26 protein-coding genes are annotated in these 26,689 nt (G+C 67.0%); 9 read left to right on the top strand and 17 right to left on the bottom strand.

Annotation, left to right across the window (positions count from 1 at the left end; all coding sequences use genetic code 11):
* Positions 1 to 43 precede the first annotated feature (43 nt).
* Complete coding sequence (locus NMG10_RS22065; protein WP_203650371.1) at positions 44 to 487, top strand: TadE/TadG family type IV pilus assembly protein; 444 nt, start codon at positions 44 to 46, stop codon at positions 485 to 487.
* Positions 484 to 3,120 carry a PAS domain-containing sensor histidine kinase gene (locus tag NMG10_RS22060; RefSeq protein ID WP_254465139.1) on the top strand — a complete coding sequence of 879 codons (2,637 nt, stop codon included), beginning with the start codon at positions 484 to 486 and terminating at the stop codon, positions 3,118 to 3,120. Before NMG10_RS22065 ends, NMG10_RS22060 begins: the two co-directional genes overlap by 4 nt.
* Here the strand turns inward: NMG10_RS22060 and NMG10_RS22055 are convergent.
* The 7 genes from NMG10_RS22055 to NMG10_RS22025 form a co-directional block, all read right to left on the bottom strand.
* Positions 3,105 to 5,057 (bottom strand): pilus assembly protein TadG-related protein, encoded by a 1,953-nt coding sequence (locus NMG10_RS22055; RefSeq protein ID WP_234562287.1) that lies wholly within the window; start codon positions 5,055 to 5,057, stop codon positions 3,105 to 3,107. The genes NMG10_RS22060 and NMG10_RS22055 overlap by 16 nt on opposite strands.
* Before the next feature lie 258 nt (positions 5,058 to 5,315).
* The gene (locus NMG10_RS22050) at positions 5,316 to 5,876 is read right to left on the bottom strand and encodes a DUF4136 domain-containing protein (protein ID WP_234562288.1); all 561 of its coding nucleotides are present in this window, start codon (positions 5,874 to 5,876) and stop codon (positions 5,316 to 5,318) included.
* Positions 5,877 to 5,895: 19 nt separating this feature from the next.
* Complete coding sequence (locus tag NMG10_RS22045) at positions 5,896 to 6,528, bottom strand: DUF4136 domain-containing protein (RefSeq protein ID WP_254465138.1); 633 nt, start codon at positions 6,526 to 6,528, stop codon at positions 5,896 to 5,898.
* A gap of 20 nt (positions 6,529 to 6,548) precedes the next feature.
* Entirely contained in the window at positions 6,549 to 7,298 is a 750-nt protein-coding gene (locus NMG10_RS22040) for a methyltransferase domain-containing protein (protein WP_110739130.1), read from the bottom strand.
* Positions 7,295 to 7,600 (bottom strand): MazG-like family protein, encoded by a 306-nt coding sequence (locus NMG10_RS22035; RefSeq protein WP_254465137.1) that lies wholly within the window; start codon positions 7,598 to 7,600, stop codon positions 7,295 to 7,297. Before NMG10_RS22035 ends, NMG10_RS22040 begins: the two co-directional genes overlap by 4 nt.
* Before the next feature lie 56 nt (positions 7,601 to 7,656).
* Positions 7,657 to 8,508, bottom strand: coding sequence for a MaoC/PaaZ C-terminal domain-containing protein (locus NMG10_RS22030; protein ID WP_234562291.1), 852 nt, complete (start codon positions 8,506 to 8,508; stop codon positions 7,657 to 7,659).
* A gap of 2 nt (positions 8,509 to 8,510) precedes the next feature.
* A complete protein-coding gene (locus NMG10_RS22025; RefSeq protein WP_254465136.1) occupies positions 8,511 to 9,863 on the bottom strand; it encodes a 3-oxoacyl-ACP reductase in 1,353 nt (450 codons plus the stop codon).
* Between the two features lie 115 nt (positions 9,864 to 9,978).
* Here NMG10_RS22025 and NMG10_RS22020 point away from each other — a divergent pair, with 115 nt between their 5' ends.
* Together NMG10_RS22020 and NMG10_RS22015 are read left to right on the top strand one after the other, a co-directional pair.
* Positions 9,979 to 11,256, top strand: coding sequence for an acetyl-CoA C-acetyltransferase (locus tag NMG10_RS22020; protein ID WP_254465135.1), 1,278 nt, complete (start codon positions 9,979 to 9,981; stop codon positions 11,254 to 11,256).
* A 191-nt stretch (positions 11,257 to 11,447) separates the two neighbouring features.
* On the top strand, positions 11,448 to 12,224 hold the full coding sequence (locus NMG10_RS22015) for a helix-turn-helix transcriptional regulator (protein ID WP_232857058.1): 777 nt from the start codon (positions 11,448 to 11,450) through the stop codon (positions 12,222 to 12,224).
* 189 nt (positions 12,225 to 12,413) lie between these two features.
* Here the strand turns inward: NMG10_RS22015 and cueR are convergent, their stop codons facing one another.
* Genes cueR through NMG10_RS22000 form a run of 3 tightly spaced genes read right to left on the bottom strand, consistent with a single transcriptional unit; the run spans position 12,414 to position 15,655 of the window.
* Positions 12,414 to 12,818, bottom strand: coding sequence for a Cu(I)-responsive transcriptional regulator (gene cueR / locus NMG10_RS22010; protein ID WP_186734472.1), 405 nt, complete (start codon positions 12,816 to 12,818; stop codon positions 12,414 to 12,416).
* Entirely contained in the window at positions 12,815 to 15,214 is a 2,400-nt protein-coding gene (locus NMG10_RS22005; protein ID WP_254465134.1) for a heavy metal translocating P-type ATPase, read from the bottom strand. Before NMG10_RS22005 ends, cueR begins: the two co-directional genes overlap by 4 nt.
* Before the next feature lie 54 nt (positions 15,215 to 15,268).
* Positions 15,269 to 15,655, bottom strand: a complete 387-nt coding sequence (locus NMG10_RS22000) for a hypothetical protein (RefSeq protein ID WP_203650397.1) — start codon at positions 15,653 to 15,655, stop codon at positions 15,269 to 15,271.
* 146 nt (positions 15,656 to 15,801) lie between these two features.
* Between NMG10_RS22000 and NMG10_RS21995 the strand changes: the two genes are divergently transcribed.
* Positions 15,802 to 15,999, top strand: coding sequence for a heavy-metal-associated domain-containing protein (locus tag NMG10_RS21995; protein WP_028691383.1), 198 nt, complete (start codon positions 15,802 to 15,804; stop codon positions 15,997 to 15,999).
* Positions 16,000 to 16,247: 248 nt separating this feature from the next.
* Positions 16,248 to 17,429, top strand: coding sequence for a multidrug effflux MFS transporter (locus tag NMG10_RS21990; RefSeq protein ID WP_198744452.1), 1,182 nt, complete (start codon positions 16,248 to 16,250; stop codon positions 17,427 to 17,429).
* Here NMG10_RS21990 and NMG10_RS21985 read toward each other — a convergent pair.
* The gene (locus tag NMG10_RS21985; RefSeq protein WP_082337625.1) at positions 17,380 to 17,577 is read right to left on the bottom strand and encodes a hypothetical protein; all 198 of its coding nucleotides are present in this window, start codon (positions 17,575 to 17,577) and stop codon (positions 17,380 to 17,382) included. The two genes, NMG10_RS21990 and NMG10_RS21985, sit on opposite strands and share 50 nt — an antisense overlap.
* A gap of 490 nt (positions 17,578 to 18,067) precedes the next feature.
* Here NMG10_RS21985 and NMG10_RS21980 point away from each other — a divergent pair, with 490 nt between their 5' ends.
* On the top strand, positions 18,068 to 18,778 hold the full coding sequence (locus NMG10_RS21980; RefSeq protein ID WP_203650400.1) for a helix-turn-helix transcriptional regulator: 711 nt from the start codon (positions 18,068 to 18,070) through the stop codon (positions 18,776 to 18,778).
* On the opposite strand, the gene NMG10_RS21975 is transcribed toward NMG10_RS21980, so the two are convergent.
* The 5 genes from NMG10_RS21975 to NMG10_RS21955 all read right to left on the bottom strand — a co-directional run bounded on the left by NMG10_RS21975 (position 18,775) and on the right by NMG10_RS21955 (position 23,195).
* Positions 18,775 to 19,725, bottom strand: a complete 951-nt coding sequence (locus tag NMG10_RS21975; protein ID WP_254465133.1) for an adenosine deaminase — start codon at positions 19,723 to 19,725, stop codon at positions 18,775 to 18,777. The genes NMG10_RS21980 and NMG10_RS21975 overlap by 4 nt on opposite strands.
* Before the next feature lie 87 nt (positions 19,726 to 19,812).
* Entirely contained in the window at positions 19,813 to 20,499 is a 687-nt protein-coding gene (locus tag NMG10_RS21970) for an SDR family oxidoreductase (protein WP_254465132.1), read from the bottom strand.
* A gap of 436 nt (positions 20,500 to 20,935) precedes the next feature.
* On the bottom strand, positions 20,936 to 21,520 hold the full coding sequence (locus NMG10_RS21965; protein WP_254465131.1) for a YigZ family protein: 585 nt from the start codon (positions 21,518 to 21,520) through the stop codon (positions 20,936 to 20,938).
* A 9-nt stretch (positions 21,521 to 21,529) separates the two neighbouring features.
* Positions 21,530 to 22,192: a TetR/AcrR family transcriptional regulator gene (locus NMG10_RS21960; RefSeq protein ID WP_023629633.1), complete on the bottom strand. Its 663-nt coding sequence runs from the start codon at positions 22,190 to 22,192 to the stop codon at positions 21,530 to 21,532.
* A gap of 85 nt (positions 22,193 to 22,277) precedes the next feature.
* The gene (locus NMG10_RS21955; protein ID WP_234562993.1) at positions 22,278 to 23,195 is read right to left on the bottom strand and encodes a LysR family transcriptional regulator; all 918 of its coding nucleotides are present in this window, start codon (positions 23,193 to 23,195) and stop codon (positions 22,278 to 22,280) included.
* Between the two features lie 119 nt (positions 23,196 to 23,314).
* Here NMG10_RS21955 and NMG10_RS21950 point away from each other — a divergent pair, with 119 nt between their 5' ends.
* Both NMG10_RS21950 and NMG10_RS21945 read left to right on the top strand, forming a co-directional pair.
* Positions 23,315 to 24,661 carry an aspartate aminotransferase family protein gene (locus NMG10_RS21950; RefSeq protein WP_203650409.1) on the top strand — a complete coding sequence of 449 codons (1,347 nt, stop codon included), beginning with the start codon at positions 23,315 to 23,317 and terminating at the stop codon, positions 24,659 to 24,661.
* A 71-nt stretch (positions 24,662 to 24,732) separates the two neighbouring features.
* Entirely contained in the window at positions 24,733 to 26,226 is a 1,494-nt protein-coding gene (locus tag NMG10_RS21945) for a CoA-acylating methylmalonate-semialdehyde dehydrogenase (RefSeq protein ID WP_254465130.1), read from the top strand.
* A 277-nt stretch (positions 26,227 to 26,503) separates the two neighbouring features.
* Here the strand turns inward: NMG10_RS21945 and NMG10_RS21940 are convergent.
* Positions 26,504 to 26,689 (bottom strand): hypothetical protein (locus NMG10_RS21940; protein WP_254465129.1); only part of this gene is annotated, 186 nt, incomplete at its 5' end.

Genomic DNA, 26,689 nt, shown 5'->3' with positions numbered 1-26,689 from the left:
TCTATGCTTTCAGACAGGTCTCACAGTCAGGGTAGACGCGATCATGAAAGCAAGCCCGGCGGGACGGCAAAAAGGCGCGGCAGCCATCGAGTTTGTCGCGGTATTCATGGTGTTTTTCGCGGTGTTCTACGGGTTGGTCAGCTACGCCCTGCCGATGCTGATGCTGCAGTCGTTCAACCAGGCCAGCAGCGAGGCGGTGCGCCGCTGCGTGGCCGTGGACCCGACCAGCCAGACCTTTGAGCTGGACGTGCAGGGGCTGGCCCGCCAGGTGATCGGCCAGCAATTGGCGTGGATGCCCAACGCGTTGGGGTTCAACGTGCTCACCGACACCCGGGTCACGGTCGGTGTGGACAAGGTGCTCACGGTGGTGATCGACTACCCGCGCTCGCGCCTGACGCGGGTGCTGCCGACCCTGGTGCTGCCGGTGGTCGGTGACGTACCGAAGCTGCCCGCGCGGCTGCAGGCCCAGGCGAGCCTGCAACTGTGAGTGGTAGCCTGTTCGATCGCTGGTTTGCCGCGCCTGCCCCGTCCCAGACGCCCGAGGTAACGCCGGCCATTGGCCTGCAACTGTGGCTCGACGATCAGGCGCGGGTGCTGCGCCTGGCCGGCCCGCTGCGCAGCCTGCTGGCGCTGCCCGGCCAGGCAGGCGCGCAGGTGCATGACTATCTGGAACGCCACAGCTGGCTGGTGCTCGAAGGGCAGCCCGCCGACTGGCAGGGCCAGCCCCTGGACCTGGACTTTCACACCGTCATGGGCCATGCGTTGCACACCCGTGGCTGGCTGCAGCGCCATGAACAGGGCTGGATGCTGCAGCTGTTCGATATCGGCGACCTGTTGCGCGAACAGCGCTGGGATCGTCAGCGCCCCCTGCTCAGCGAGATCGGCCACGCCCTGCGCGAATGCGGCAGCGAGCGTCTGCTGCAGACGACCCGCGAACAGCTGCACAGCCTGGCCGAGCACTGGCAGGCGGCCGCGCTGCGGCTGATGCTGCGCGAGCCGGGTGGCTGGCGCCATTACGCCAGCAGCGACGAGACCTGGCCCTGGCCTGACGATACCAGGCTGCGTGAGCGCCTGGACCGCTGGCCGGCCCATACCCTGATCGATGTTGATGACGACCCCGAACTGCTCGCCCTGTGCGGTGGTACGTCGCTGTTCCTGGTGCCCTACCGCCAGGGCCTGGAGGCCGAGGCCTGGGTGCTGTGCGCCGGGGCGCGGCAGGCGCCCCCGGTCGACATGGCCCTGGCGCTGGTGCGGACCTTGACCGAGCCGCTGCTGGTGCGCCATCGCCGCCAGCAACTGCAGCATCAGGCCCATCACCTTGATGATCTGCAGCGCCAGCTGGGCGCAGGTTGGTGGGAATGGCCGGCGCACGGCGAGCTGCAGCTGGACCCGGCCCTGGCCGCGACCCTCGGGCTGGCGAACCGGGTCAGCCTTGGCCAATGGCTCGCCCGCCTGCACCCGGCGGACCGCGAGCCGGCGCAACTGGCCCTGGACCAGGCCCGTGACGGGCAAGCGCTGAGCCTCAGCGTGCGTTTGCCGGACCCCGATCCCCTGGCGCCGCCGCGCTGGTTCCATTGGGCCGGCCAGGGCCGGGGCGACCAGTTGCGCGGCTTCCTGCTCGATATCAGCGCCCTCAAGGCCCAGGAGCAGCAGGCCGGCGCGGCCCGTGCGCGCCTGGAGAACCTCATCGCCCGCTCACCCGCGGTGATCTACGTGCAGCGCTATGCCGAAGGCGCACTGCACAGCGACTTCTACAGCGCCAGCCTGGCGCCGTTGCTGGGCTGGGCGGCCGACAGCGAGCAGGCGCGCCAGCCGGGCCTGGCGGTGCATCCGGACGACCGCCCGCTGTGGCTGGAGCGCACCCGCAGCCTGCTGCGTGATGGCCAGGTGCGTTGCCGCTATCGCCTGCGCGATCACCTTGGTGGTTATCACTGGATGCTCGACGAGGCCCGCCTGCTGCGTGACGACCTTGGCCAGCCGCTGGAGGTGGTCGGCCTGTGGCTGGACGTCAGCGAAGCCACCGAAGCCGCCGAGCGCATGCGCCAGAGCGAGGAGCGCTACCGCGTACTGGTGGAGGACTCGCCGGCGATGATCTGCCGCTATCGCCCGGACCTGACCGTATTGTTCGGCAACCGACCCTTGGCCGATTACCTGGGCTGCACGCCCGAGCAGTTGCAGGGTGCGGACCTGGGGCAGTGGCTGTCTGCCGGCCAGCGCGAGGCCTTTCTCCTGCGCCTGCGGGCGCTGACCCCGGAGCAGCCCGTGAGCAGCGCGGAGATCTGCCTGCAACTGCCCGGCCGCGAGCATGCCTGGTGGGTCTGGGCCGACCGTGGCTTGTTCGACGCCGACGGCAACCTGCTGGAGGTCCAGGCCGTGGGGCGCGACAACACCGAGGTGCGGCGCAGCCAGCAGCAATTGCTGCAGGGCGCGAAGATGGCGACCCTCGGCGAGCTGGCCACCGGCCTGCTGCACGAGATCAACCAGCCGCTCAACGTGATGCGCATGGCGGTGGCCAACACCCTCAAGCGCCTGGAGAACGGCGCCGCCGATCAGGCCTACCTGCAGGACAAGCTGCGCCGTATCGAGGCCCAGGTCGAGCGCGCCGCCCGACTGGTCGACCATATGCGGGTGTATGGCCGGCGCTCGGCGGTCGAGCGCGAGTGCTTCGCCGCCTGGGCCGCGGTGGAAGGCGCCGGGGCGTTGCTCGAGGAAGGCCTGCGCGGCAAGGGCGTGACGCTGCGCCTGGAACCGCCGGAGGCCTTGGCGCAGGTGCTCGGGCACCAGGACCAGCTGGAACAGGTGCTGATCAACCTGATGGTCAACGCCCGTGACGCCTTGCTGGAAAAGCAGGTGGCACAGCCGTGGATCCGGGTACGCCAGGCGCTGCATGGCGGATGCTTATGGCTGCTGGTGGAGGACAACGCCGGCGGGATCGATCCGCAGTTGCACGAGCGGATCTTCGAACCCTTCTTCACCACCAAGCCGGCCGGGGTCGGCACCGGGCTGGGCCTGTCGGTCAGCCATGGCATCGTCAGCCAGATGGGAGGCCGCCTGAGCGTGGACAACGGCGCCGACGGCGCGTGCTTGCGGGTCGAGCTGCCCCTTCACAGCACCAGTTGAGCGTGGCCGCTGGCGCAACTGAGGTTGGTGCCGACCTGGGCGTCGAGCAGGTCGATGCCGAGCACCTTGAGCAAGCCGTTGACCAGGGGATCGAGCAGGGGGCCGAGCAGGTTCTTGATGACCGGTTCGAGGATGTTCTTCACCCCGTCCAGCAGTCCGGCGGTGAGCACCAGCACCTGGCCGAGGCCGCCATTGCCGGTGGGCTTGTAGGCTTCCAGGTGGATGCCCGCCAGGGTGTCGGACAGGCTCGCCACCACCTGGGCCTGGTCGCTGTCCATGGGTTGGTAGGCAGGTTCCTGGCCGATTTCGGTCGGGGCGTGGGCGCCGCTGAACAGCAGTGTCTTTTCGACCGGGCCATTGCCCAGCAGCTTGCTGTCCACCCGCAGGCCTATGCCACCGCCGGCATAGGGCACCCGTGTGCCGCAGGACGGCGGCAGGATCAGCAGGCGGCTGCAGACATTGGTGCCGATATCGATGACCGGCAGGGCCTTGACCACGGTGGTGCCGTTGCTTAGGAAGTCCGCCGGGGAATCGAACCTGCCGATGGCGATCTTCGCCGCCGAGCGCTGGGTGAGGGTGGTCAGGCTTTTCGGGGTGCAGGTGTAGTTGTCGGGGGGTGCCGGGCGCAGGCGGCTGCTGCCTTCGGCCACTTCGATGCCGATATCGATATGCACCTGGCCGTCCAGCAGCTTGATGTCGCTGACCTTGCACGGAATGCCCAGGGCGCAGGTCAGCGACTGCACGGTGCCCAGCAGGTTCAGGCTGAGCAGGTTGTTGAGCACATTGGTCAGTGGCGCGGCCAGGTCCAGCACGGCGTTGAGCAGCCCGGCGATGCCGCTCAGCAGGGGCAGGTCGAGTGACACCAACGCGCGGATCTGGGCGGTATGAATGCGCAGCTCGTCCGTGCGCGGGTCGCCCACCGCCGAGATCTGCGGGGGCTCGATCACCCGCAGTTGCACGCGGCCATTGACCAGCCCGAGCACATTGATCGGCAGGTCGGCGTTGACCGCGTGCTCGCTGGCCGCCAGCTGGATCACCCCTTGCACCAGTTGCAGCAGCTGGATGCTGGCATCCAGGCCGGCCTGGGCCGTGCCGTTCTGCAGGTCGAGCAGCTCGCCCAGTTGCAGGCCGCCCACCGGCAGGTCCGCTGCCAGCTTGCCCAGGTTGGTGATCACATCGACGGCGGCGCCGCTTTGCTGCAGCACCTTGACCGCGGCCTGCAGCAGCACGGTGGCGCTGGTGTCGGCATTGAGCAGTTGCTGGTAGTCGCCGATATCCAGGTGCAGGTCCACGGCCAGCTGGTCGAGGTACTTCAACAGGTCGAGCTGGGTGTTGGCGATGCCCTGCCAGCCCAGCACATCGAGCTGCGCCGAGCCGCCCAGGGCCTTGAGCAGGGCGTTGAGCACCGAACCCTGGGTCGAGTTGACGGTGGCCAGGGTGGTGCGGATGCTCAGCCGCGCCTGGGGCGTCCCGGGGCTGCCGGCCACCGCGCTGGCGCGCAGGGTGGTGGTGCGGGCGATGGCGCCGCCCTGGACCAGCGCGTACACCCCGCCGGCGACGCTGGTGACCACCACGTTGCTGACTTCGACCTTGATCGCCTCGTTGCGCGCGTTATCGGCGTTGAAGGTACGCAGGTTGTCGATGCCGGTGCGCAGGTAGCCGCAGCTGGCGATCAGTGGATTGAAGGGCGAGTGGCCGTTGCGGGTGGCCGCGGTGCGGGCCAGGGTGGAGGCCTGTGGGCCGCTGCCGCTGCAGACGCCGCCGTGTTCGGCGGCTTCCAGGGCGGCCATGTCGGCGATGCGCTGCAGCTTGCGTTGTTCGAGGTAGAGGCGGCCGCTGTCGACGGTCAGGAGCATGAACACCAGGGCCAGGCCCATGGTCAGCGCGGCCATCAGGCCGATCGCGCCGCGTTGGCGCACAGCGGAACGGGGAACCACGGGCACTCCTTTGCCGGCCTGTGGCCCGGCAGCACGGCGGCGGTGCAAGGAGTGTAGTCAAGGTGATGGCAAGTTGCCTTGTCTGCTGTTACGCCCTTATGGAACATACCGAAATTCTTTGATTTGGCTGGAGCCGCGTGGGAGCGGGCTTGCCCCGCGATGTGGTGCATGGCACCGGCTTTGCCGGTGATCGCGGGGCAAGCCCGCTCCCACGCTGGTGGTGCTTGCAACGCTGTCCTCCACGCGACAGCACAAGGTTCAATGCGGCGGGTAGTTGCTCAGCACCTGGGTCACGGTCTTCTGGATCGCCGCGTTGCGCTCCTGCGGGCTGGGCGGGTAGTTGTTCATGATCTGCTCGGCGCTGCCGCGCCATACCAGTTTGCCGTCACGTCCGTCGAACAGGTCGACCTGGATGGTCGCCACCTTGTAGTCGACGCTGCGCGTCTCGTTGTACATCGGTCCGCCCCAGTAACCGCCCCAGTAGCCACCCCAGGCCCCGCCGTAGTTGGTGGTGATCTGCTGCTGGCGGTCCTCGACGATCAGGTAGGCGCGCACCTTCACATCCGCCCGGGCATTGCCCTGGACCGGGCGCAGGCCGCGCTGGTCGAGCTGGCCGGCGACCGCCTGGCGAATGCGTTGCTCGGTCAGGTCGCTCTTGATCCGCGGGTCGTCCGGGCGATATTGCAGGCCCGGCTCCAGCCAGGCCCAACTGCGGTAAGCGGCGAAATCGCGGCTGGCATCGAAGTCGTGCTGCACGTTGTTGCTCGAACAGGCGGCCAGCAGCAGGGCGAAGGACAGTAGAACGAGACGGCGCAACATGGTGGTTCTCCGTTGAACGTTAGCTTGGAGGATAGCCGTTCATCGCCTTGCTCACCGACTCGCGCAGGGCGCCTTCGCGTTCACGCGGCGAGTCCTTGTCGCTGCCGCTTTCGGCGCTGGCGCTCCACACCGGCTGGCCGTTGCGGGCATCGAACAGGTCGATGCGCACCACCATCACTTCGACTTCGTAGGTGCGCACGATCGGCACGCTGGCGTAGCCGCCATAGCCGTTGCGGTAGCCACCGTAGCCGACGCTACCGTAGGGGTAGGGGCCGTAGTAGGGATCGTAGTCGTAGTCGCGCACCTGGCGCAGGCGCCGTTCCAGGCGTACGTCGGCGCTGACCAGCAGGTCGGCGGGGGCATTGTGGGCCGGGCGCAGGCCGTGCTGGTCGAGGGCGCCGCTCACCGCGTCGGCCAGCTGGCCCGGCGTCGCGTTGACCAGGCCTGCGGGTGGCTGGTTGTTGCGCCAGCTCCAGCTGCGATAACGGCCGTAATCGCGTACCGGCGCGGGATAGGCGCTGGCATCGAAGGTCCTGGCGGCCTGGTGCGGCGCTGGTGGCAGCGGCTTGCCGCTGGCGACATAGGGGTTGCTGCCCTGGCAGGCGGCCAGGGCGAGGGGGAGCAAGGCCAGGCAGAGCAGACGATACGGCATGGATCCTCCTGGCAAGCGGGTCAGTGGGGGCGGCACATCCAGTGCAGGTAGCGGCCCAGGCCGGCGAAGCTGGGATGGCGGCGGTGCGCCAGTTCCATCTCCAGCAGATCGAGCAGCTCGGCCTTGTCCTGGAACTCCTTGGGCATGTAGTCGTGGAATACCCGTACACCGCTCTCGCTTTCGACCTTCCACAGAGCTTCAAGTTGCGCCTTGAGCTCGCGCGGATCAAGTGGTTTCTGTGGCGTGAGACTCTGCTTTTCACCGGCCAGGCGATTGTGCCGCAGCTTGCGGAAATGCCCCTTGAGCAGGTTGCGGTAGACCAGCGCGTCGCGGTTGTAGAAGGCCAGCGACAACCAGCCACCCGGCGCGGTCAGTTGATGCAGGACCGGCAGGATGCTCTCGGGCTCGGCCAGCCATTCGAGCACGGCGTGGCACAGCACCAGGTCGTACGGCTCGGTGAGCTGGCCGAGCAGGTCCTGCCAGGGCGCCTGGATGAAGGTCGCCTGTTGGCCGGCCTCGGCAAAGCGCGCGCGGGCACCGTCGAGCATCGGCGCGGCGGGTTCGGCAAGGGTCACCTGGTGGCCGCGCTGGGCCAGCCACAGGGCCATGTGACCGAGCCCCGCGCCGATATCGAGCACCCGCAGTGGACGGTCGGGCAGGGCTTCGGCCAGGTCGGCCTGGAGCACCGCCAGGCGGATGGCGCCCTTGGCGCCGCCGTAGATCTTCTCGGCGAAGCGGCTGGCCAGTTCATCGAAGTGACGGTCGTTCATTTGCCGAAGCGCCTCTCGCTGTCGGTGAGCTTGGCCCGCACCACCTCGTCCATGTCCAGGCCCAGTTCGCTGCACAGCAACAACAGGTAAAGGACGATATCGCCCACTTCCTGGCCGGCATGGGCGAGTTTGTCGGCGGGCAGCTGGCGGGACTGGTCCTCGCTCAGCCACTGGAAGATCTCTACCAGTTCAGCCATTTCGACGCTGGCGGCCATGGCCAGGTTCTTCGGGCTGTGGAACACCCGCCAGTCGTTGGTGTCGCGGATGCGGTGCAGGCGTTCGGTCAGTTCTTGCAGGTTCATCGGGGTCTCCTCGTGGCGCATAGCTTCCGGCGAGGTGCCTTGCAAAGCAAGCCCGATCAGAGCGTGCGCCAGCTGCCGAGCATATGCAGCAGCCCGCCGTGGCCATCCAGGCGCAGCTCGCCGCTCGGCCCCGCCTCGCTGGCGCTCAGTATCACCTCCGAAGGCAGGCGCACCGGCTTGTGGAAGTCCACCGCGAAGGCATACCCGGTCTTGGGCAGGTGCCCCTGCAAGGCCGCCAGCGCCATGGCCTTGCTCCACATGCCGTGGGCGATGGCCCTGGGGAAGCCGAACAGGCGTGCCGTGAGGCTGCTCAGGTGGATCGGGTTGTAGTCGCCGCAGACCCTGGCGTAGCGCCGGCCGATATCGCCGTCGGCATACCAGCGGGTCGCCTCGGGCAGCGCGGCGGGCGTCGTTTCGGTCAGGTCGGCCACTGGCGCGTCAAGCTTGAGGCCGCGCACCAGCATGCGGCTGGTCTCGCGCCAGAGCAGGCCGAGGCCGTCCTCGGCCTCGGTCACCAGGTCGAAGGTGCCGCCCTTTTCATGGGGCTGCAGGTTGTCGGCATACACCGCGAAGCGCAGCCCGTCGATGCCGCCCAGGGGGCGCAGCACCTGCAGGCTGTTGTGCAGGTGCACCAGCCCCAGCAGCGGGAAGGGAAACGCCTCGGCGGTGAGCAGCTGCAGTTGCAAGCTGAAGGCCATGATGTGCGGGTAGGTACCCGGCAGGCGGCCGTCGTCGGCGAAGTGGCAGAGCCGGCGGTAGGCCGCCAGGTTGGCGGGATCGACCCGCAGGAAGCAGCGCAGGCCCTGCTCCGGCAGCTGGCTGCCACGGATCTTGCGTTTGCCGAGGGCGCGCAGGTACAGGCTTAGCCGTGAGTCGGGGCTGTGCAGGTCGTGCCAGGGTCGGGTCATGGTCAGGCTCCCATCAAGGCCTGGCCGCAGACCCGCAGGGCCTCGCCATTGACCGCGCCCGAGCCTGGCTGGCTGAGCCAGGCGATGGCTTCGGCGACGTCCTGCGGCAAGCCGCCCTGGCCCAGCGAGCTCAGGCGCCGGCCGGCCTCGCGCAGGCCCATGGGCATGGCCGCGGTCATGTGCGTCTCGATGAAGCCCGGCGCCACGGCGTTGATGCTGGCGCCCTGTTCGGCCAGGCGTGGCGCCCAGGCCTGGGCGAAGCCGATCAGCCCGGCCTTGCTGGCCGCATAGTTGGACTGGCCACGGTTGCCGGCGATGCCGCTGACCGAGGCGAGCAGGGTGATGCGCGCATCCGCGTGCAGCTTGCCGCCCTCGAACAGCGCCTCGGTCAGCACCTGGGGCGCCTTGAGGTTGACGGCCAGCACCGCGTCCCAGTACTCCGGGGTCATGTTGGCGAGGGTCTTGTCGCGGGTGATGCCGGCGTTGTGCACGACGATATCCAGGCCCTGGGGCAGGGCTTCGAGCAACTGCGCGGCGGCATCGGCGGCGCAGATGTCCAGCGCCAGGGCACGGCCACCCAGGCGCGCGGCGAGGGCGTCAAGGTCGCGCTGGGCCTGGGGCACATCGAGCAGCGTCACCTCGGCGCCGTCCCGGGCCAGGGTCTCGGCAATCGCCGCACCGATACCCCGGGCGGCGCCGGTGACCAGCGCGTGACGGCCGGCCAGCGGCCGAGTCCAGTCCTGTACCTGGGCGGCGCAGGGCGCCAAGCGCAGGACCTGGCCGGAAACAAACGCGCTCTTGGGCGAAAGGAAGAAGCGCAGCGCGCCCTCGAGCTGGCTTTCGGCGCCTTCGGCGACATACAGCAGGTTGGCCGTGGCGCCATTACGCAGCTCCTTGGCCAGCGAGCGGCTGAAGCCTTCGAGGGCGCGCTGGGCGACGCTGGCCTGCGCATCGACCACGGCTTCTGGCGCACGCCCGAGGATCACCACGTGGGCGCTGGAGGCCAGGCTGCGCAGCAGGGGTTGGAAAAATTCGCGCAACTGCTTGAGGTCATCGCTGTCGGACAGGTGACTGGCATCGAACACCACCGCCTTGAGCTTCGGCCCGAGACCCGCGACCCAGGCGGGGGCCTCGAGCGCTTGGCTGCCGAAGCCGTAGCAGTCGGCCGTCAGACGCGGGGCGATCGCCGCCACCTGGCCTGCCAGCGGCCCGCCGCCCAGCACCAGCGCGCCCTCGATGGGGCGCAGGCGTCCGGCCTGCCAGCGCTCCAGCGGCACCGGGCGGGGCAGGCCGAGGGCATCGACCAGTTTTCGTCCGAGGGTGGAGTTGGCAAAGCCCAGATAGCGGTCGCTCATGTACGGTTCTCCCTGAAGGCAAGCATGCAAGTGTGGACCAAGTTTGTGGCAGGGTCGTTCGGATGCGTGAAAAGAACCTAGGCTTAAGGCTCAAATTGTTTCAGGAGGAACAGGCATGCAGTCAATTCGCCGGGTCGCAATCCTGGGTGGCAACCGGATTCCCTTCGCCCGCTCCAACGGCGCCTACGCAAAGGCCAGCAACCAGGCGATGCTCACGGCGGCCCTCGAAGGCCTGGTGGAGCGTTACCGGCTGCACGGCCTGCGCCTGGGCGAGGTGGCGGCCGGCGCGGTGCTCAAGCATTCGCGTGACATGAACCTGACCCGCGAGTGCGTGCTCGGCTCAAGGCTGTCGCCGCAGACGCCGGCCTACGACATCCAGCAGGCCTGCGGCACCGGCCTGGAAGCCGCGTTGCTGGTGGCCAACAAGATTGCCCTGGGGCAGATCGACAGCGGCATTGCCGGGGGCGTCGACACCACCTCGGACGCGCCCATCGCCGTGAGCGAAGGGCTGCGGCAGGTCCTGCTGCAGGCCAAGCGCGGCAAGAGCCTCGGCGAGCGTCTCAAGCCCTTTTTGAAACTGCGCCCGGGCCTGCTCAAGCCCGAGCTGCCGCGCAATGGCGAGCCGCGCACGGGGCTGTCGATGGGCGAGCATTGCGAGCGCATGGCGCAGACCTGGCAGATCAGCCGCGAGGAGCAGGATGAACTGGCACTGCTCAGCCACCAGCACCTGGCGGCGTCCTACCGCGACGGCTGGCACGACGATCTGCTCACGCCCTACCTTGGCCTGACCCGGGACAACAACCTGCGCGCCGACCTGACCCTGGAGCAGTTGGCCAAGCTCAAGCCGGTGTTCGAGCGCAGCGGCCTGGGCACGCTCACGCCGGGCAATTCCACGCCGTTGACCGATGGCGCCTCGCTGGTGTTGCTCGGCAGCGAGGCCTGGGCCGAGGCGCAGGGCTTGAAGGTGCAGGCCTACCTGGTGGACGGCGAGGCGGCGGCGGTCGATTTCGTCCATGGCCAGGAAGGCCTGCTGATGGCGCCGGTGTACGCGGTGCCGCGGCTGCTGGCGCGCAATGGCCTGACCTTGCAGGATTTCGACTTCTACGAGATCCACGAAGCTTTCGCCGCCCAGGTGCTGTGCACCCTCAAGGCCTGGGAGGATACCGACTACTGCCGCACTCGCCTGGGGCTCGAAGGGCCGCTGGGGTCGATCGATCGCGCCAGGCTGAACGTGAAGGGCAGCTCGCTGGCTGCGGGGCATCCATTCGCGGCGACGGGAGGGCGGATACTGGCGAACATGGCCAAGCTGCTGGGCGAGCGTGGCAAGGGACGTGGGCTGATCTCGATCTGCGCGGCGGGCGGGCAGGGAGTGACGGCGATCGTCGAGCGCTAGTGCCCTGTCTCGGAAATAAGCTGGCTTCGCTTTCGCACCGGCAAGCATCACCAGCGTGGGAGCGGGCTTACCCCGCGATACGGATCGCGGGGCAAGCCCGCTCCCACGCCGTTCCGATTAAATCCTTGCGTCTTGTGTTGTTCCATCAGTTGGCTGGTACCCTTGTCCGACCCGAGACACCAGGCCTCAACATGTCGATCACCGGACCACGTCCCATCCCCGCCCTGGACCACCTGCCCAGACCGCTCTACGCCCGTGCCGAGAGCCTGGGCGCCGGGTCCTGGACTACTCGTCACCAGCACGACTGGGTGCAGTTTTCCTACGCCATCAGCGGCGTGCTTGGCGTCTACACCAGCGATGGCAGCTACTTCGCCCCGCCACAGTGGGGCGTGTGGATCCCCGCCGGCACCGAACATGAAGTGCTGACCTCGATGCAGGCCGAGATGCGCAGCCTGTACGTGCGCCGCGACGCCTGCCCCTGGGCGCCGGGCGAATGCCGGGTACTGGAGGTCACGCCGCTGGCGCGGGAGCTGATCAAGCAGTTCTGCACCTTCGCGGTGAACTACCCGGAAGGCGACAGTGCCGAGGCGCGGCTGGTGGCTGTGTTGCTGGACCAGTTGCACACCCTGCCGCAGGTGGGCTTCTCGCTGCCGCTGCCGCGCCACCCGGGCCTGCTGGCGTTGTGCAACGGCTTGATCGCCGCCCCCGACCAGCCCCAGACCCTGCAGCAGTGGGCGGTGCAACTCGGGGTATCGGAAAAGACCCTGATGCGCCTGTTCCAGCGCGAGACAGGCCTGAGCTTTCGCAACTGGCGCCAGCGCATGCGCCTGCTGTCGTCGCTGGCGCTGCTGGAGGCCGGGGAGAGCGTCACCCAGGCCGCGCTGGGCTGCGGGTATGACTCGACCTCGGCCTATATCGCCGCATTCCGCCAACTGTTCGGCGCGACCCCGGGGGAACTGCGCCTGTAAGAGATTGCCTTGCGCTGTCGCGCAGGGAATAACACCGAGAGAGAGTCGCTTACCCTGTGGGAGCGGGCTTGCCCGCGAACACCGGCGGAGCCGGTGCCATACACCGCGCTGGATTCTTCGCGGGTAAACCCGCTCCCACAGGGTCAAGCTAAATCAATGGGTTGCGTGTTTCTTCAGGAGTGGCCGCCGTCAGTGACAGCACCCGCTGCCATTGGCCAGGTCCTTGAGGATCGGACAATCCGGCCGGTCATCGCCCTGGCAGTGGGCCACCAGCTCGCCAAGGGTGTCGCGCAGGCTCACCAGCTCCTCGATGCGCTTGTTCAGCGCCTCGATATGCTGCGTGGCCAGGGCCTTCACGTCGGCGCTGGCGCGCTGGCGGTCCTGCCACAGGGTCAGCAGCCTGGCGACTTCCTCCAGGGAAAAACCCAGGTCGCGCGAGCGCTTGATGAACGCCAGGCTGTGCAGGTCCTCCTGCTGGTACAGCCGGTAGCCGCTTTCGCTGCGCGTGGCGGGACGCAGCAGGCCGATGGACTCGTAGTAGCGGATCATCTTGGCGCTGAGCCCGCTGCGGCGGGCGGCCTGGCCGATGTTCATGGGGCCTCCTGGTCGATGGCGGTGGGTTTCCAGGTCTTCAGCCACAGGGCATTGCTCACCACGCTGACGCTGGACAGCGCCATGGCGGCGCCGGCCAGCACCGGATTGAGGTAGCCCAGCGCGGCCAGGGGGATGCCGATCAGGTTGTAGATGAATGCCCAGAACAGGTTCTGGCGGATCTTCGCGTAGGTCTTGCGGCTGATCTCCAGGGCGGCGGGCACCAGGCGCGGGTCGCCGCGCATCAGGGTGATGCCGGCCGCCTGCATGGCCACGTCGGTGCCACCGCCCATGGCGATGCCGATATCGGCGGCCGCCAGCGCCGGGGCATCGTTGATGCCGTCGCCGACCATGGCCACCACGCCCTGCTGCTTGAGTGCGGCCACCGTGGCGGCCTTGTCCGCCGGCAGCACTTCGGCGTGCACGTCGTCGATGCCGAGGGCCTCGGCCACCACCTTGGCGCTGCCGCGGTTGTCGCCAGTCAGCAGGTGGCTGCTGATGTGGCGGGCATGCAAGGCGGCGATGGCCTGGTCGGCACCGGGCTTGAGGCTGTCGCCAAAGGCGAACAGGCCCAGCACGCGGGGCTGGCTGCCACGCTCGATCAACCAGGACAAGGTACGGCCCTCGGCCTCCCAGGCCTGGGCGCTGGCCGCCAATTCGCCCGGCACCAACCGGCTCTCGTCGAGCAGGCGGCGGTTGCCCAGGGCGAGCTCGCGGCCATCCACCTGGCCGGCGATGCCACGGCCGGTGAGGGACTGGCTGTCGGCCACTTGCGGTACGTCAAGATCGCGTTCGGCGCAGGCATCGAGCACCGCCTTGGCCAAGGGGTGTTCGCTGCCACGTTGCAGGGCGCCGGCCAGGCGCAGCAGTTCGTTGTCGTCGCCGCTGCTGGCCTGCTGATGGACGATGCGCGGGCTGCCGGAGGTGAGGGTGCCGGTCTTGTCGAACACCACGCGGTTGACCGCATGCGCGCGCTCCAGCGCTTCGGCGTCCTTGATCAGGATACCGTGGCGGGCGGCGACGCCGGTGCCGGCCATGATCGCGGCGGGCGTGGCCAAGCCCAGGGCGCAGGGGCAGGCGATCACCAGCACGGCGACGGCGTTGATCAGCGCGGTTTCCAGCGGTGCGCCTGCCAGCCACCAGCCGACCAGGGTGACCAGGGCCAGTACCAGCACCGCGGGGACGAACACCTGGCTGACCCGGTCGACCAGCTTCTGGATCGGCGCCTTGGCCGCCTGGGCGTCCTCGACCAGGCGGATGATGCGGGCGAGCACGGTCTCGGTGCCCAGCGCCAGGGTCTTCACCAGCAAACGGCCTTCGCCGTTGATGGCGCCACCGGTCACCGCGTCGCCGGGCTGCTTGGGCACCGGCAGGCTTTCGCCACTGATCAGGGCTTCATCGGCATGGCTGCTGCCTTCGAGCACCTGGCCATCGACCGGGAAGCGCTCGCCGGGCTTGACCAGCACCACGTCGTCGAGGCGCAGCTGGCTGATGGCAACGTCTTCCTCGCGCCCGTCGAGCACGCGCACGGCGCGTTCCGGGCGCAGGGCTTCCAGTGCCCGGATGGCGCTGGCGGTCTGGCGCTTGGCGCGGCTTTCCAGGTACTTGCCCAGCAGCACCAGGGCGATCACCACCGCCGAGGCTTCGAAATACAGGTGCGGTTCCATGCCGGCGTGGGCATTGGCCCATTGGTACAGGCTCAGGCCGTAGCCGGCGCTGGTGCCCAGGGCGACCAGCAGGTCCATGTTGCCGGCACCGGCGCGCACGGCCTTCCAGGCGGCGACATAAAAGCGCGCGCCAAGGATGAACTGCACCGGGGTGGCCAGCAGGAACTGCGCCCAGGCCGGCAGCATCCAGTGCAGGCCGAAGGGTTGCACCAGCATCGGCAGCACCAGTGGCAGGGCCAGCAGCAGGGCGGCGCCGACCGCCAGGCGTTCGTTGCGCAGGCGGCGTCGGGCCTGGGCCTGGTCATCGTGGGGAGTACGCGGCAGGGTGGCGCTGTAGCCGGCCTTCTCGACCGCGGCGATCAGCGCGCCGTCGTCGACGCCCTCGAGCACTTCGAGGTGGGCGCGTTCGCTGGCCAGGTTGACGCTGACTTGCTCGACCCCCGGCAGCTTGCCGAGGGCGCGCTCGACCCGGCCGGCGCAACTGGCGCAGGTCATGCCGCCGATCTGCAGTTCGAGGGTGCGGGTGGGGACGCTGTAACCGGCGTCGCGCACCGCGCCGACCAGTGCCGGCAGGCTGTCGGCCGGGGCCTGGACCCGGGCCTGCTCGGTGGCGAGGTTGACGCTGACGTGTTCGGTACCGGTGACCTTGCGCAGGGCGCGTTCGACCCGACCTGCGCAACTGGCGCAGGTCATGCCGGCGATCGGCAGGTCGAAGGTGGTGGATGCGGGCATGGCTCTCTCCTCCGTGGACTGGCCTCCAGCATCAACCTTGCCATGCGGGCAAGGTCAATAGCCCAGGCCGGCTCGCTTCAGCACCAGGCCATTTTGCCCCATCGCAATGCGGTACTTGTTGATCTGGCCCGCCTGCAGGGTCAGGCGCGTGCTGCGTTGGTCCTCGACGCCCGGCGCGCAGCCGGGTACCTGCCCTGGCAGCAGGCGCAGGCGTACATCCACCGGGCCCGGCGGCAGGTTGAACGAAGTCGCCTGCTCCTGGAACAGGCGACCGGACAACTGGTCGTTGAGGTAGATGCCGATCTCGCAGCTGGTGGCCACTTCCAGGCGTTCCCGGGAAATGATCAGCACGCTGTAGTCCGAATTGCCCTCGGCGCTGACCGGTGGCACGACGGCCAGTGCGCCCAGCAATCCGACGAGGCCCAATGCTGCCCTGATCATGAAAAATCTCCTGCTTGCCAAAATCGTCAAAGGCGCAGCTTGGCCGAGCCGCGCGCGGATTTCCAGCCCGGCCGTTTTCCGCGGAACTTGACCTTGCCCCGATGGCAAGGCTGAGACTGGGCAAAACCCACAAGGAGGCAACCTCGATGCAAGTGTTCAATGTGCAAGGCATGACCTGTGGCCATTGCGTGAAGGGCGTGACCCGGGCGGTGCAGGAGCAGGATGCGGCGGCGCGGGTGGAAGTGGACCTGGCGGCGCGGCAGGTGCGGGTGGAAAGTGCCCTGGCGGCGGATCAGATCCTGGCGGCGATTCGTGAAGAGGGGTATCAGGCCGAAGTGGCCTGATAAGGCGACCTCTGTAGGAGCGGGCTTGCCCCGCGATAGCGCCAGAACAGGCAATGATGTTGGCCTGGGTGGCCTCATCGCGGGGCAAGCCCGCTCCCACGCAGATCCTCCCACGCCGATCCTGCTGCAACCCTGTTTTCTGCCTTTTCCTACAGGACACGCAGGATCAATTATTACAAAGGTTTTCAACGCCGGGCGATCCAGTGCAGGTAGACTAGCAAACTTGCTTAGCCTGCTATGGATTCTCCATGAACCTGCGAACCTTGCTGATTCTCGGCGCCCTCAGTGCGTTCGGGCCTCTGGCGATCGACTTCTATCTGCCGGCCTTCCCGGCCATGGCGCATGCCTTCGGCACCGACGAAAAGCATGTGCAGGCCACCCTGGCCGCCTACTTCCTCGGCCTGTCCCTGGGCCAGCTCGCCTACGGGCCGGTGGCCGACCGTTTCGGCCGGCGCCTGCCGCTGCTGTTCGGGGTCGGCCTGTTCACCGTGGCATCGCTGGCCTGCGCCTATGCGCCCAATCTCGACAGCCTGATCCTGGCGCGTTTCGTCCAGGCTCTGGGCGGTTGCGCCGGGATGGTGCTGTCGCGGGCGATCGTCAGCGACAAGTGCGACGCGGTGGCCTCGGCCAAGGTGTTCTCGCAGTTGATGCTGGTGATGGGCCTGGCGCCGATCCTCGCGCCGATGCTCGGTGGCGTGCTGGTCAACGTGGCCGGCTGGCAATCGATCTTCCTCGCCCTGGGCCTGTTCAGCGCCGCGTGCCTGCTGGCGGTCGGCCTGGGCTTGCCGGAGAGCCTGCCGGCCCATATTCCACGCCAGCCGCTGTCGGGCGCGCTGCGCCAGTACCTGAGCCTGCTCGGCGACCGGGTGTTCGTCGGCCATGCGCTGACCGGCGGCATCGCTATCGCCGGGATGTTCGCCTACATCGCCGGTTCGCCGTTCGTATTCATCAAGCTTTACGGCGTGCCGCCCGAGCACTACGGTTGGCTGTTCGGCACCAACGCCGCCGGCTTCATCCTGATGGCCCAGGTCAATGCGCGGCTGCTGGCCAAGCGCGGCCCGGCATTCCTGCTGGCGCGGGCGGTATGGTTGTACCTGGTGGCGGCGCTGGCGCTGCTGGTGGTCGCGGCGTTGCGCCCGGCACAGCTCTGGCCATTACTGGTGCCGCTGTTCGTGTGCATCGCCAGCCTCGGCTGCATCATCCCCAATGCCTCGGCCTGTGCCATGAGCGGGCAAGGTACGCGGGCGGGCAGCGCCTCGGCCCTGATGGGCTGCCTGCAGTTCAGCGTCGCCGCGGGCGCGGCGGCGCTGGTCGGGGTGCTGCACGACGGCAGCGCGGTGCCCATGGCGCTGGTGATCAGCCTGTGCGGCGCGTTGGTGGTCAGTGTCGCAATGCTGACCCGGCGCCTGCAGGCCAGCCGGCCTGCGTGAGCGGGTGGGGCGCGTTGAGACGCGCCTCCAGCAGGGCGACGAACGATCGCGCCTCGGCCTCGCTACGGAAACTCACCACATGCTGGTCGAGCTGGACCTGCCAGGGGCAGGCGGGATTCCGGTTCGACGCACTGACGACAATCTTCATCGCGATCCACCTCCAGTGAGCGGGAGCGGATCTAGTGTAGCGCCGCCCCCGGCCCGTGCCATGACCGGGATCAGTCCCCTGACTGACGGTCATGACGGTCTGAAGTAGGGAGACGTTCTGTTTTGCAAGACGGAAATTTTCCCCCTCCTTGTCAGATGCATCGACCCCCCTGATAGCGACTGTCAGCCTCGTTCCCGCTAGAGCCACGGTAGTACGGGGGATGAGCAGAATCAGCCGTCTGTCACTCTGACAGACGCATCTTTCAGAACGTTTTTGGGGAGGCAAATCCCGACCCATCCGGGGCATGCCTCCCTCACGGCGAGCACCCTCCAGCGGCTTATACTGCCTCCGGCGACCAGCGCGGGATGAGCGTTTCCCGGGGCTGGCGTCCACCCTCCGGCACACGAACCATCCCGCGCTTGCCCACACCGGAGGCAGGGCATCTGCAGCGTTCGCCAGCAGGCGGGATTCAACAGGGAGCTTCAGGTTCATGAACGCAGTCCGCAGCATCAGTCAGGTCGCCAACCTGATGGCCGATCCCAAGCGCAGCGCCATGTTGTGGGCGTTGATCGATGGCACCCCGCGTGCGGCGGACGAGCTTGCCGTACTCACCGGGCTGAGCACCTCGTCGGCCTGCGCGCATCTGTCATTGTTGTCCAGTGCCGGGCTGCTCAGGCACGAGGCGCGTGGCCGCAAGCGCTTCTTCCGCCTGGCCGCGCCGGAAGTCGGCACTGCGGTGGAGGCGCTGGCCAGCGTTCAACTGGCGACCCGCTTACCTGCAGAGCAGGGCACGACGCTGCAGATTCCCCTGTCGATGCGCAAAGCGCGCCTGTGTGGCGACCACCTGGGCGGCGAAGTGGCCGCCGCGCTGCTCCACCGCCTGCATGTGGCCGGTTGGCTGGAAGGAAACGAGCAGTACCTGTCGGTGAGCCAGGAGGGCAAGGAGCACCTGGAGGCGCTGGGGGTGTTCATCGACGCGTTGGCCGCCGGTGACCGGCACGGCTGCGTGATCTGCCATTGCAGCAAATGGAACGATCAGGGCCCGCACCTGGGCGGTTGCCTGGGCAAGGCCCTGCTCCGGTTGTTCACCCAGTCGGGTTGGGTGCGTGAGCAGGAAGGCAGCCGGGCGGTACAGCTCACACCGCTCGGCCAGCAGCAAATCAACGCGATCGCCTGCCTCCCGGCCCGGCAGGTCGGCTAACGGACCAGCCGTGCGTCCAGGCTGTTCTGCGCCAGGCGGCGTGCCTGGTCCTGGGTCATGCCCAGGTGCTGGTGCAGGGCATGGAAGTTCTCGGTGACATAGCCACCGAAGTAGGCCGGATCATCGGAGTTGACCGTGACCTTCACGCCACGCTCGAGCATGTCGAGGATGTTGTGCTGGCCCATGTGTTCGAACACGCACAGCTTGGTGTTGGACAGCGGGCAGACGGTCAGCGGGATCTGCTCGTCGATGATGCGTTGCATCAGGCGCTCGTCCTCGATGGCGCGCACGCCGTGGTCGATCCGCTGGATCTTCAGCAGGTCGAGGGCTTCCCAGATGTACTCGGGCGGGCCTTCCTCGCCCGCGTGGGCCACGGTCAGGAAGCCTTCGCTGCGGGCGCGGTCGAACACGCGCTGGAACTTGCTTGGCGGATGGCCTTGCTCCGAGCTGTCCAGGCCCACGGCGATGAAGGCGTCGCGGAACGGCAGGGCCTGGTCCAGGGTCTTGTGCGCTTCGTCTTCACTCAGGTGGCGCAGGAAGCTGAGGATCAGGCCACTGCTGATGCCCAACTGCTCGCGACCATCCTTCAAGGCCCGGTTGATGCCCTCGAGCACCACCTCGAACGGAATGCCCCGGTCAGTGTGGGTCTGCGGGTCGAAGAAGGGTTCGGTGTGGATGACGTTCTGCGCCTTGCAGCGTTGCAGGTAGGCCCAGGTCAGGTCATAGAAGTCCTGCTCGGTGCGCAGGACATCGGCGCCCTGGTAGTAGAGATCGAGAAACTCCTGCAGGTTGTTGAAGGCGTAGGCGCTGCGCAGGGTCTCGACATCCGCCCAGGGCAGGGCGATCTTGTTGCGTTCGGCCAGGGCGAACAGCAGTTCGGGCTCCAGCGAGCCCTCCAGGTGCATGTGCAGTTCCGCCTTGGGCAAGGCGTTCAGCCATTCATACATGTGTGCAATCTCGATCAGGTACGGTTGGCCGCCATTCTACAGGGCCTGGCCGGGCAATGCGCCCACCCAGGCCAGGATCGCCCGGGATTACCAGATGAGCGTCTCGCCCTTGTAGTTGATGAAGCGCAGGCCGCCATTGCCGCTCTGGGCCTTGACCTGCTCGAGCATGCCACGGGTGCTGGTGAGCACGTCGATCTCGGCGTTCTCGCCGCCCATGTCGGTCTTCACCCAGCCCGGGTGCATGGCCAGCACGGCCAGGTCGGGGCGCTGCAGCTCGACCACGAAGCTGTTGATCATCGAGTTGAGCGCGGCCTTGCTGGCCTTGTACAGGCAGACTTCGCCACCGTCGGGGATGGTCACGCTGCCCAGGATCGAGCTCATGAACGCCAGTACGCCGCTGCCTTCGCGTACCTGGCCGGCGAGGCGGCGGGCCACACGGATCGGCGCCACGGCGTTGGTCATGAACAGCTCGCCGATCTGTTGTACCTGCACGCTTTCCAGGTCTTGCGGCAGCGGGCCCATCACCCCGGCGTTGACGAACACCAGGTCGAACACTTCACCTTGCAGGCGCTGCTTGAGCCCGTCGAGCTGGGCAGTGTCGTTCATCTCCAGGCGCTCGATGCGCACCCCGGAGACTTCGCCCAGCGCACCCGGATTTTGCGGATCGCGCACGGTGGCGATTACGTTCCAGCCATCTTCGCGCAGGCGTTGCACCAGGCCCAGGCCAAGGCCTCGGGAGGCCCCGATGATCAGGGCGTTCTTGTTGGCGGTCATAGCGATACTCCATATCAAGGGCGGGGCGAGCGGTTTCGCTCACCGCGCGACAGCGGGGGGAGATTGCCCTCCGCAGGGGAAGGCCTGGGTGACGAGCATAAACCAGCTTCCGGTCGGTTGCCCCGTCACCACTGATCAAAAAATGATCGATGGTATGAAAGGCCGGTGGCGCCGGGGTCTGGCAGGGTGGTTCACGGGTTATCCACAGGCTGCTCCACAGTAATTGTGTGCAAGCGCAGCGGCCTGGAAGTACTCGCTCCAGGGCATGATGGCGCTGACGCCTGGGGATAACTCATCGGCTTTCAGTGACTTGGGTCTGTGTCACACAATTGTGATCAAAATATGCTCAATGCTCTACAGGCCTTGCCGCACAAGGCCTGTATCGGAATACCCCAAGCTTATCCACAGGCAGGCCCACAGTAGTTGTGGGCAATGCTCAGGCCCGTTCCAGCAGGATGCGCCCACGGCTCAGGTCGGCGAGCTGCTGCTGCAGCACCTCGAGGTGGCTGTCACCCAGGGCGATGCGCAGGTCGACGCCGTTGGCGGTGAACTGTTCGTCCAGCACCAGGCCGCCGACGTCCGCCAGGCGCAGCTTGACCAGCGCCAGTTCGCTGAAGGTGCAGCTGCAGGTGAACTCGCTGCGCTGTACCAGCAAGCGCTTGGGCGCCTGCTGCAGGCACTTGTTGGCGCCGCCGCCATAGGCCCGGGCCAGGCCGCCGGTGCCCAGTTGGATGCCGCCGTACCAGCGGATCACCAGGACCACCACCTGGTCGCAGTCCTGGGCCTCGATGGCGGCCAGGATCGGGCGCCCGGCCGTGCCACCAGGCTCGCCGTCGTCGCTGCTGCGGTATTGGCCGCCGAGCTTCCAGGCCCAGCAGTTGTGGGTGGCCGCCAGGTCGCTGTGGCGTTCGATGAAGGCCATGGCCTCGGCCGGGCTGCTGATCGGGCCGGCGAGGGTGATGAAGCGGCTCTTGCGGATGTCCTCGCGGAACTCGCAGAGCTCGAGCAGGGTAGAAGGCATAAGTCCGGGTCAGGCGGGCGTGCTGATGCCGCAGCCTTTGAGAATGATGTGGATAAGGTTGTTGCTGGCGTCTTCCATGTCCTGCTTGGTCAGCCGGCTGCGTCCGGTCACCTGGCAGATCTGGGTGGCGAAGTCGGCGTAGTGCTGGGTGCTGCCCCAGAGCAGGAAGATCAGGTGCACGGGGTCCACCCGGTCCATCTTGCCGGCGTCCATCCAGGCCTGGAACACCGCGGCGCGACCGCGGAACCATTCGCGGTAGTCGGCGCTGAAGTACTCGCTCAGGCATTCGCCGCCGCTGATCACTTCCATGGCGAAGATCCGCGAGGCCTGTGGGTTGCGCCGGGAGAACTCCATCTTGGTGCGGATGTACTGGCTGAGCGCTTCGGCCGGGTCGTCCTCCACGCTCAGGGCGTTGAAGGTGCTGTCCCACAGCTCGATGATGTTGCTCAGCACCGCGATGTACAGGCCCAGCTTGTTGGTGAAGTAGTAGTGCAGGTTGGCCTTGGGCAGCCCGGCCTTGAGCGCGATGGTGTTCATGCTCGTGCCCTTGTAGCCGTGCCGGGCGAACTCGTCTTCGGCGGCCTGGATGATGGCCTGTTCGTTCTTCTGGCGAATGCGGCCGGCGGGCTTGCCCGAGGCGGGGGAGCGATGCGCAGGGACTTCTAGGGTCATGGACGATTCCGGGCGGGTCGTTACGGATGTCCGACAGATTACCTGCCTGTGCCGAAGTGACAAGCATTAGCGGTACAGATGCGTATCAACGTGTCGCAGCCAGGCTCTCGAGGAAGCTTTCCAGCACCAGGTTCGGCCGGCGGCCCTTGCGGGTCACCCAACTCAGGCCCAGGTCATAGAAGCGCTGGGCGGGCTTGAGCGCACGCAGGCGTCCCTGCTGCACCCAGAACATCGCGTAATGGTCGGGCAGGTAGCCGATGTAGCGTCCGGTCAGGATAAGAAAGGCCATGCCTTCGCGGTCCGAGGCACTGGCGGTGCAGCGCAGGGCCTGGTAATGGGCCTGGATGTCGGCCGGCAGGCGGAAGGTCGGGGCGATCGCATCCTGGCCATTGAGGCGATCGTCGTCGATCTGCTGGTCGTCGGCATAGAACAGCGGATGGCCGACCGCGCAATAGAGCAGCGAGCGCTCGCTGTACAGCGGCTGGTACTCAAGCCCCGAGAGCGGGCTGGTCTGCGGCACCACGCCGACATGCAGGCTGCCGTCGAGCACGCCCTGCTCGACCTGGCTCGGCGCGATCATGCGGATCTGGATGCGCACGTCCGGGCCGCGGTCCTTCAGTTCGGCCAGGGCATGGGTGATGCGCATGTGCGGCAGGGTCACCAGGTTGTCGGTGAGGCCGATGTTCAGTTCGCCGCGCAGGTGCTGGTGCAGGCCGTTCACTTCGGTGCGAAAGGTTTCCAGGGCGCTGAGCAGTTGCAGCGCCGAATGGTAGACCTCGCGGCCTTCCTCGGTCAGCGAAAAACCGGCGCGGCCGCGTTGGCACAGACGCAGACCCAGGCGTTGCTCGAGGTCGTTCATCTGCTGGCTGATCGCCGAGCGGCCGATCCCCAGTACGTTTTCCGCTGCCGAGAAACCGCCGCATTCGACGACGCTGCGGTAGATTTTCAGCAGGCGGATGTCGAAATCGCTGACCTGGGCGAGGGGATCGGGGCGTCGGCTCATTAGTTTAGTTATCCGCTGACTGAAGATTAGAAATGCTGGGTTTTTCGAACTTTATCGCCGTGACAATTTAGCTGCAACAACACCCATCGTTGCCTAATCGTCTTCCGAGGAATCGCCCGATGAACATGCCCGAAACCGCCCAGGCCGGTCTGGCCAGCCAGCTCAAGCTGGACGCCCACTGGATGCCGTACACCGCCAACCGCAACTTCCAGCGCGACCCGCGGCTGATCGTGGCAGCTGAAGGCAACTACCTGGTCGATGACAAGGGCCGCAAGATCTTCGACGCTTTGTCGGGGCTGTGGACCTGCGGCGCCGGGCATACCCGCAAGGAAATCAGCGAAGCGGTGGCTCGCCAGGTGGCCACGCTCGACTACTCGCCGGCCTTCCAGTTCGGCCACCCGCTGTCGTTCCAGCTGGCCGAGAAGATCGTCGACCTGGTGCCAGGTGACCTGAACCACGTGTTCTACACCAACTCCGGCTCCGAGTGCGCCGACACCGCGCTGAAGATGGTCCGTGCCTACTGGCGTCTGAAGGGCCAGGCCACCAAGACCAAGATCATCGGCCGTGCCCGTGGTTACCACGGTGTGAACATCGCCGGCACCAGCCTGGGCGGCGTCAACGGCAACCGCAAGATGTTCGGCCAGCTGCTGGACGTCGACCACCTGCCTCATACCGTGCTGCCGGTCAACGCCTTCAGCAAGGGCATGCCGGAAGAGGGCGGTATCGCCCTGGCCGACGAGATGCTCAAACTGATCGAACTGCACGATGCCTCGAACATCGCCGCAGTGATCGTCGAGCCACTGGCCGGTTCCGCCGGCGTGCTGCCGCCGCCGAAGGGTTACCTGAAGCGTCTGCGTGAGATCTGCACGCAGCACAACATCCTGCTGATCTTCGACGAAGTGATCACCGGCTTCGGTCGCATGGGCGCGATGACCGGCGCCGAAGCCTTCGGCGTCACCCCGGACCTGATGTGCATCGCCAAGCAGGTCACCAACGGCGCCATCCCGATGGGCGCGGTGATCGCCACCAGCGAGATCTACCAGACCTTCATGAACCAGCCGACCCCCGAGTACGCGGTGGAATTCCCCCACGGCTACACCTACTCGGCGCACCCGGTCGCCTGCGCCGCCGGCATCGCCGCACTGGACCTGCTGCAGAAGGAAAACCTGGTGCAGTCCGCCGCCGACCTGGCGCCGCACTTCGAGAAGCTGCTGCACGGTGTGAAGGGCACGAAGAACGTCGTCGACATCCGCAACTACGGCCTGGCCGGCGCCATCCAGATTGCCGCGCGCGACGGTGATGCCATCGTCCGTCCGTACGAGGCGGCCATGAAGCTGTGGCAAGCCGGCTTCTATGTGCGCTTCGGTGGCGACACCCTGCAGTTCGGGCCAACCTTCAATACCCAGCCGCAAGAGCTGGATCGCCTGTTCGACGCGGTGGGCGAAGCCCTGAACAAGGTCGACTGACTTTTCTGATTTTGACGTCGGGCGCGTGAGTACCACGCGCCTGTCTCTACCTTCTTTATCTGGAGTTCTGCATGAGCATTGTTCAGCACCTGATCCACGGCGAGCTGGTCACCAAGGGCGAGCGCACCGCCGATGTCTTCAACCCGTCCACCGGCCAGGCCGTGCGCAAGGTCGAACTGGCCAGCCGCGCCACCATCCAGCAGGCCATCGATTCGGCCAAGGCCGCCTTCCCGGCCTGGCGCAACACCCCACCGGCCAAGCGTGCCCAGGTGATGTTCCGCTTCAAGCAGTTGCTGGAGCAGAACGAGGCGAAGATCTCGCAGATGATCAGCGAGGAGCACGGCAAGACCGTGGAAGACGCCGCTGGCGAGCTCAAGCGTGGCATCGAGAACGTCGAGTTCGCCTGCGCTGCCCCTGAACTGCTCAAGGGTGAGTACAGCCGCAACGTCGGCCCGAACATCGACGCCTGGTCCGACTTCCAGCCGCTGGGCATCGTCGCCGGCATTACTCCGTTCAACTTCCCGGCCATGGTGCCGCTGTGGATGTACCCGCTGGCCATCGCCTGCGGCAACGCCTTCATCCTCAAGCCGTCCGAGCGCGATCCGAGCTCGACCCTGTATATCGCCCAGCTGCTGCTGGAGGCCGGCCTGCCGAAGGGCATCCTCAACGTCGTGCATGGCGACAAGGAAGCGGTTGATGCGCTGATCGAGGCGCCGGAGGTCAAGGCCCTGAGCTTCGTCGGTTCGACCCCGATCGCCGAGTACATCTATGCCGAGGGCACCAAGCGCGGCAAGCGCGTCCAGGCCCTGGGCGGCGCGAAGAACCATGCGGTGCTGATGCCAGACGCCGACCTGGACAACGCCGTCAGCGCGCTGATGGGCGCGGCCTACGGTTCCTGTGGCGAACGCTGCATGGCCATTTCGGTGGCTGTGTGTGTTGGCGACCAGGTGGCCGATGCGCTGATCGCCAAGCTGGAACCGCAGATCAAGGCGCTGAAGATCGGTGCCGGCACTTCCTGTGGCCTGGACATGGGGCCGCTGGTGACCGCCGCCGCGCGTGACAAGGTGGTGGGTTACATCGATGACGGCGTTGCTGCTGGCGCCAAGCTGGTGGTCGATGGTCGTGGCTACCGTGTGGCCGGTAACGAGGATGGCTATTTTGTCGGCGGCACCCTGTTCGACAAGGTCACCCCCGAGATGCGCATCTATAAGGAAGAGATCTTCGGCCCGGTGCTGTGCGTGGTGCGGGTGAACAGCCTGGAACAGGCCATGCAGCTGATCAACGAGCACGAGTACGGCAACGGTACCTGCATCTTCACCCGTGACGGTGAGGCTGCGCGGCTGTTCTGCGACGATATTGAAGTGGGCATGGTCGGGGTCAACGTACCGCTGCCGGTGCCGGTGGCGTACCACAGCTTCGGTGGCTGGAAGCGTTCGCTGTTCGGCGACCTGCATGCCTATGGCCCGGACGGTGTGCGCTTCTATACCCGTCGCAAGGCGATCACCCAGCGCTGGCCACAGCGGGCCAGCCATGAGGCTTCGCAGTTTGCGTTCCCGAGCTTGTAAGGCGCAGGGGTGAAAGCGGGGCGGCCGAGAGGCCGCTCCGCTTTGCTTTTTGGGCTGCTTTATATAGGTGTCGGGGCTGGCAGGTGGCTGGCTTGGGGTTGGGTTGGGTGTGGGAGGTGTTCGCCGTGGGGTTGGGTTGGGTGTGGGAGGTGTTCGCCGTGGGATTGTGTTGTGTTCCAGAAGTGTTCACCGAGGGTTCTATGGCGCCTATGAGATCAAGCGCCGCCCGCGCGGCGCATCGCGGGACAAGCCCGCTCCCACATTTGTTTCGGGCCAGTCAATCCTGTGCCATTACCTGGTCCGCCTTGTTGGTCCGACGCGGTTTCAGCGTGGTCACCACTGTCGCTGCGCACGACTCGAGGCATGCACCAAGGCAGGCGCCGATACTTTCACAGGCATAATTGGCCCGAAACAGATGTAGGAGCGGCCTTGTGCCGCGATGCGCCGCGCGGGCGGCGCTCGA

It is taken from the genome of Pseudomonas sp. DVZ6 (assembly GCF_024259445.1).
Lineage (GTDB): Bacteria > Pseudomonadota > Gammaproteobacteria > Pseudomonadales > Pseudomonadaceae > Aquipseudomonas > Aquipseudomonas peradeniyensis.
This window is presented reverse-complemented; position numbering and strand designations above follow the sequence as displayed.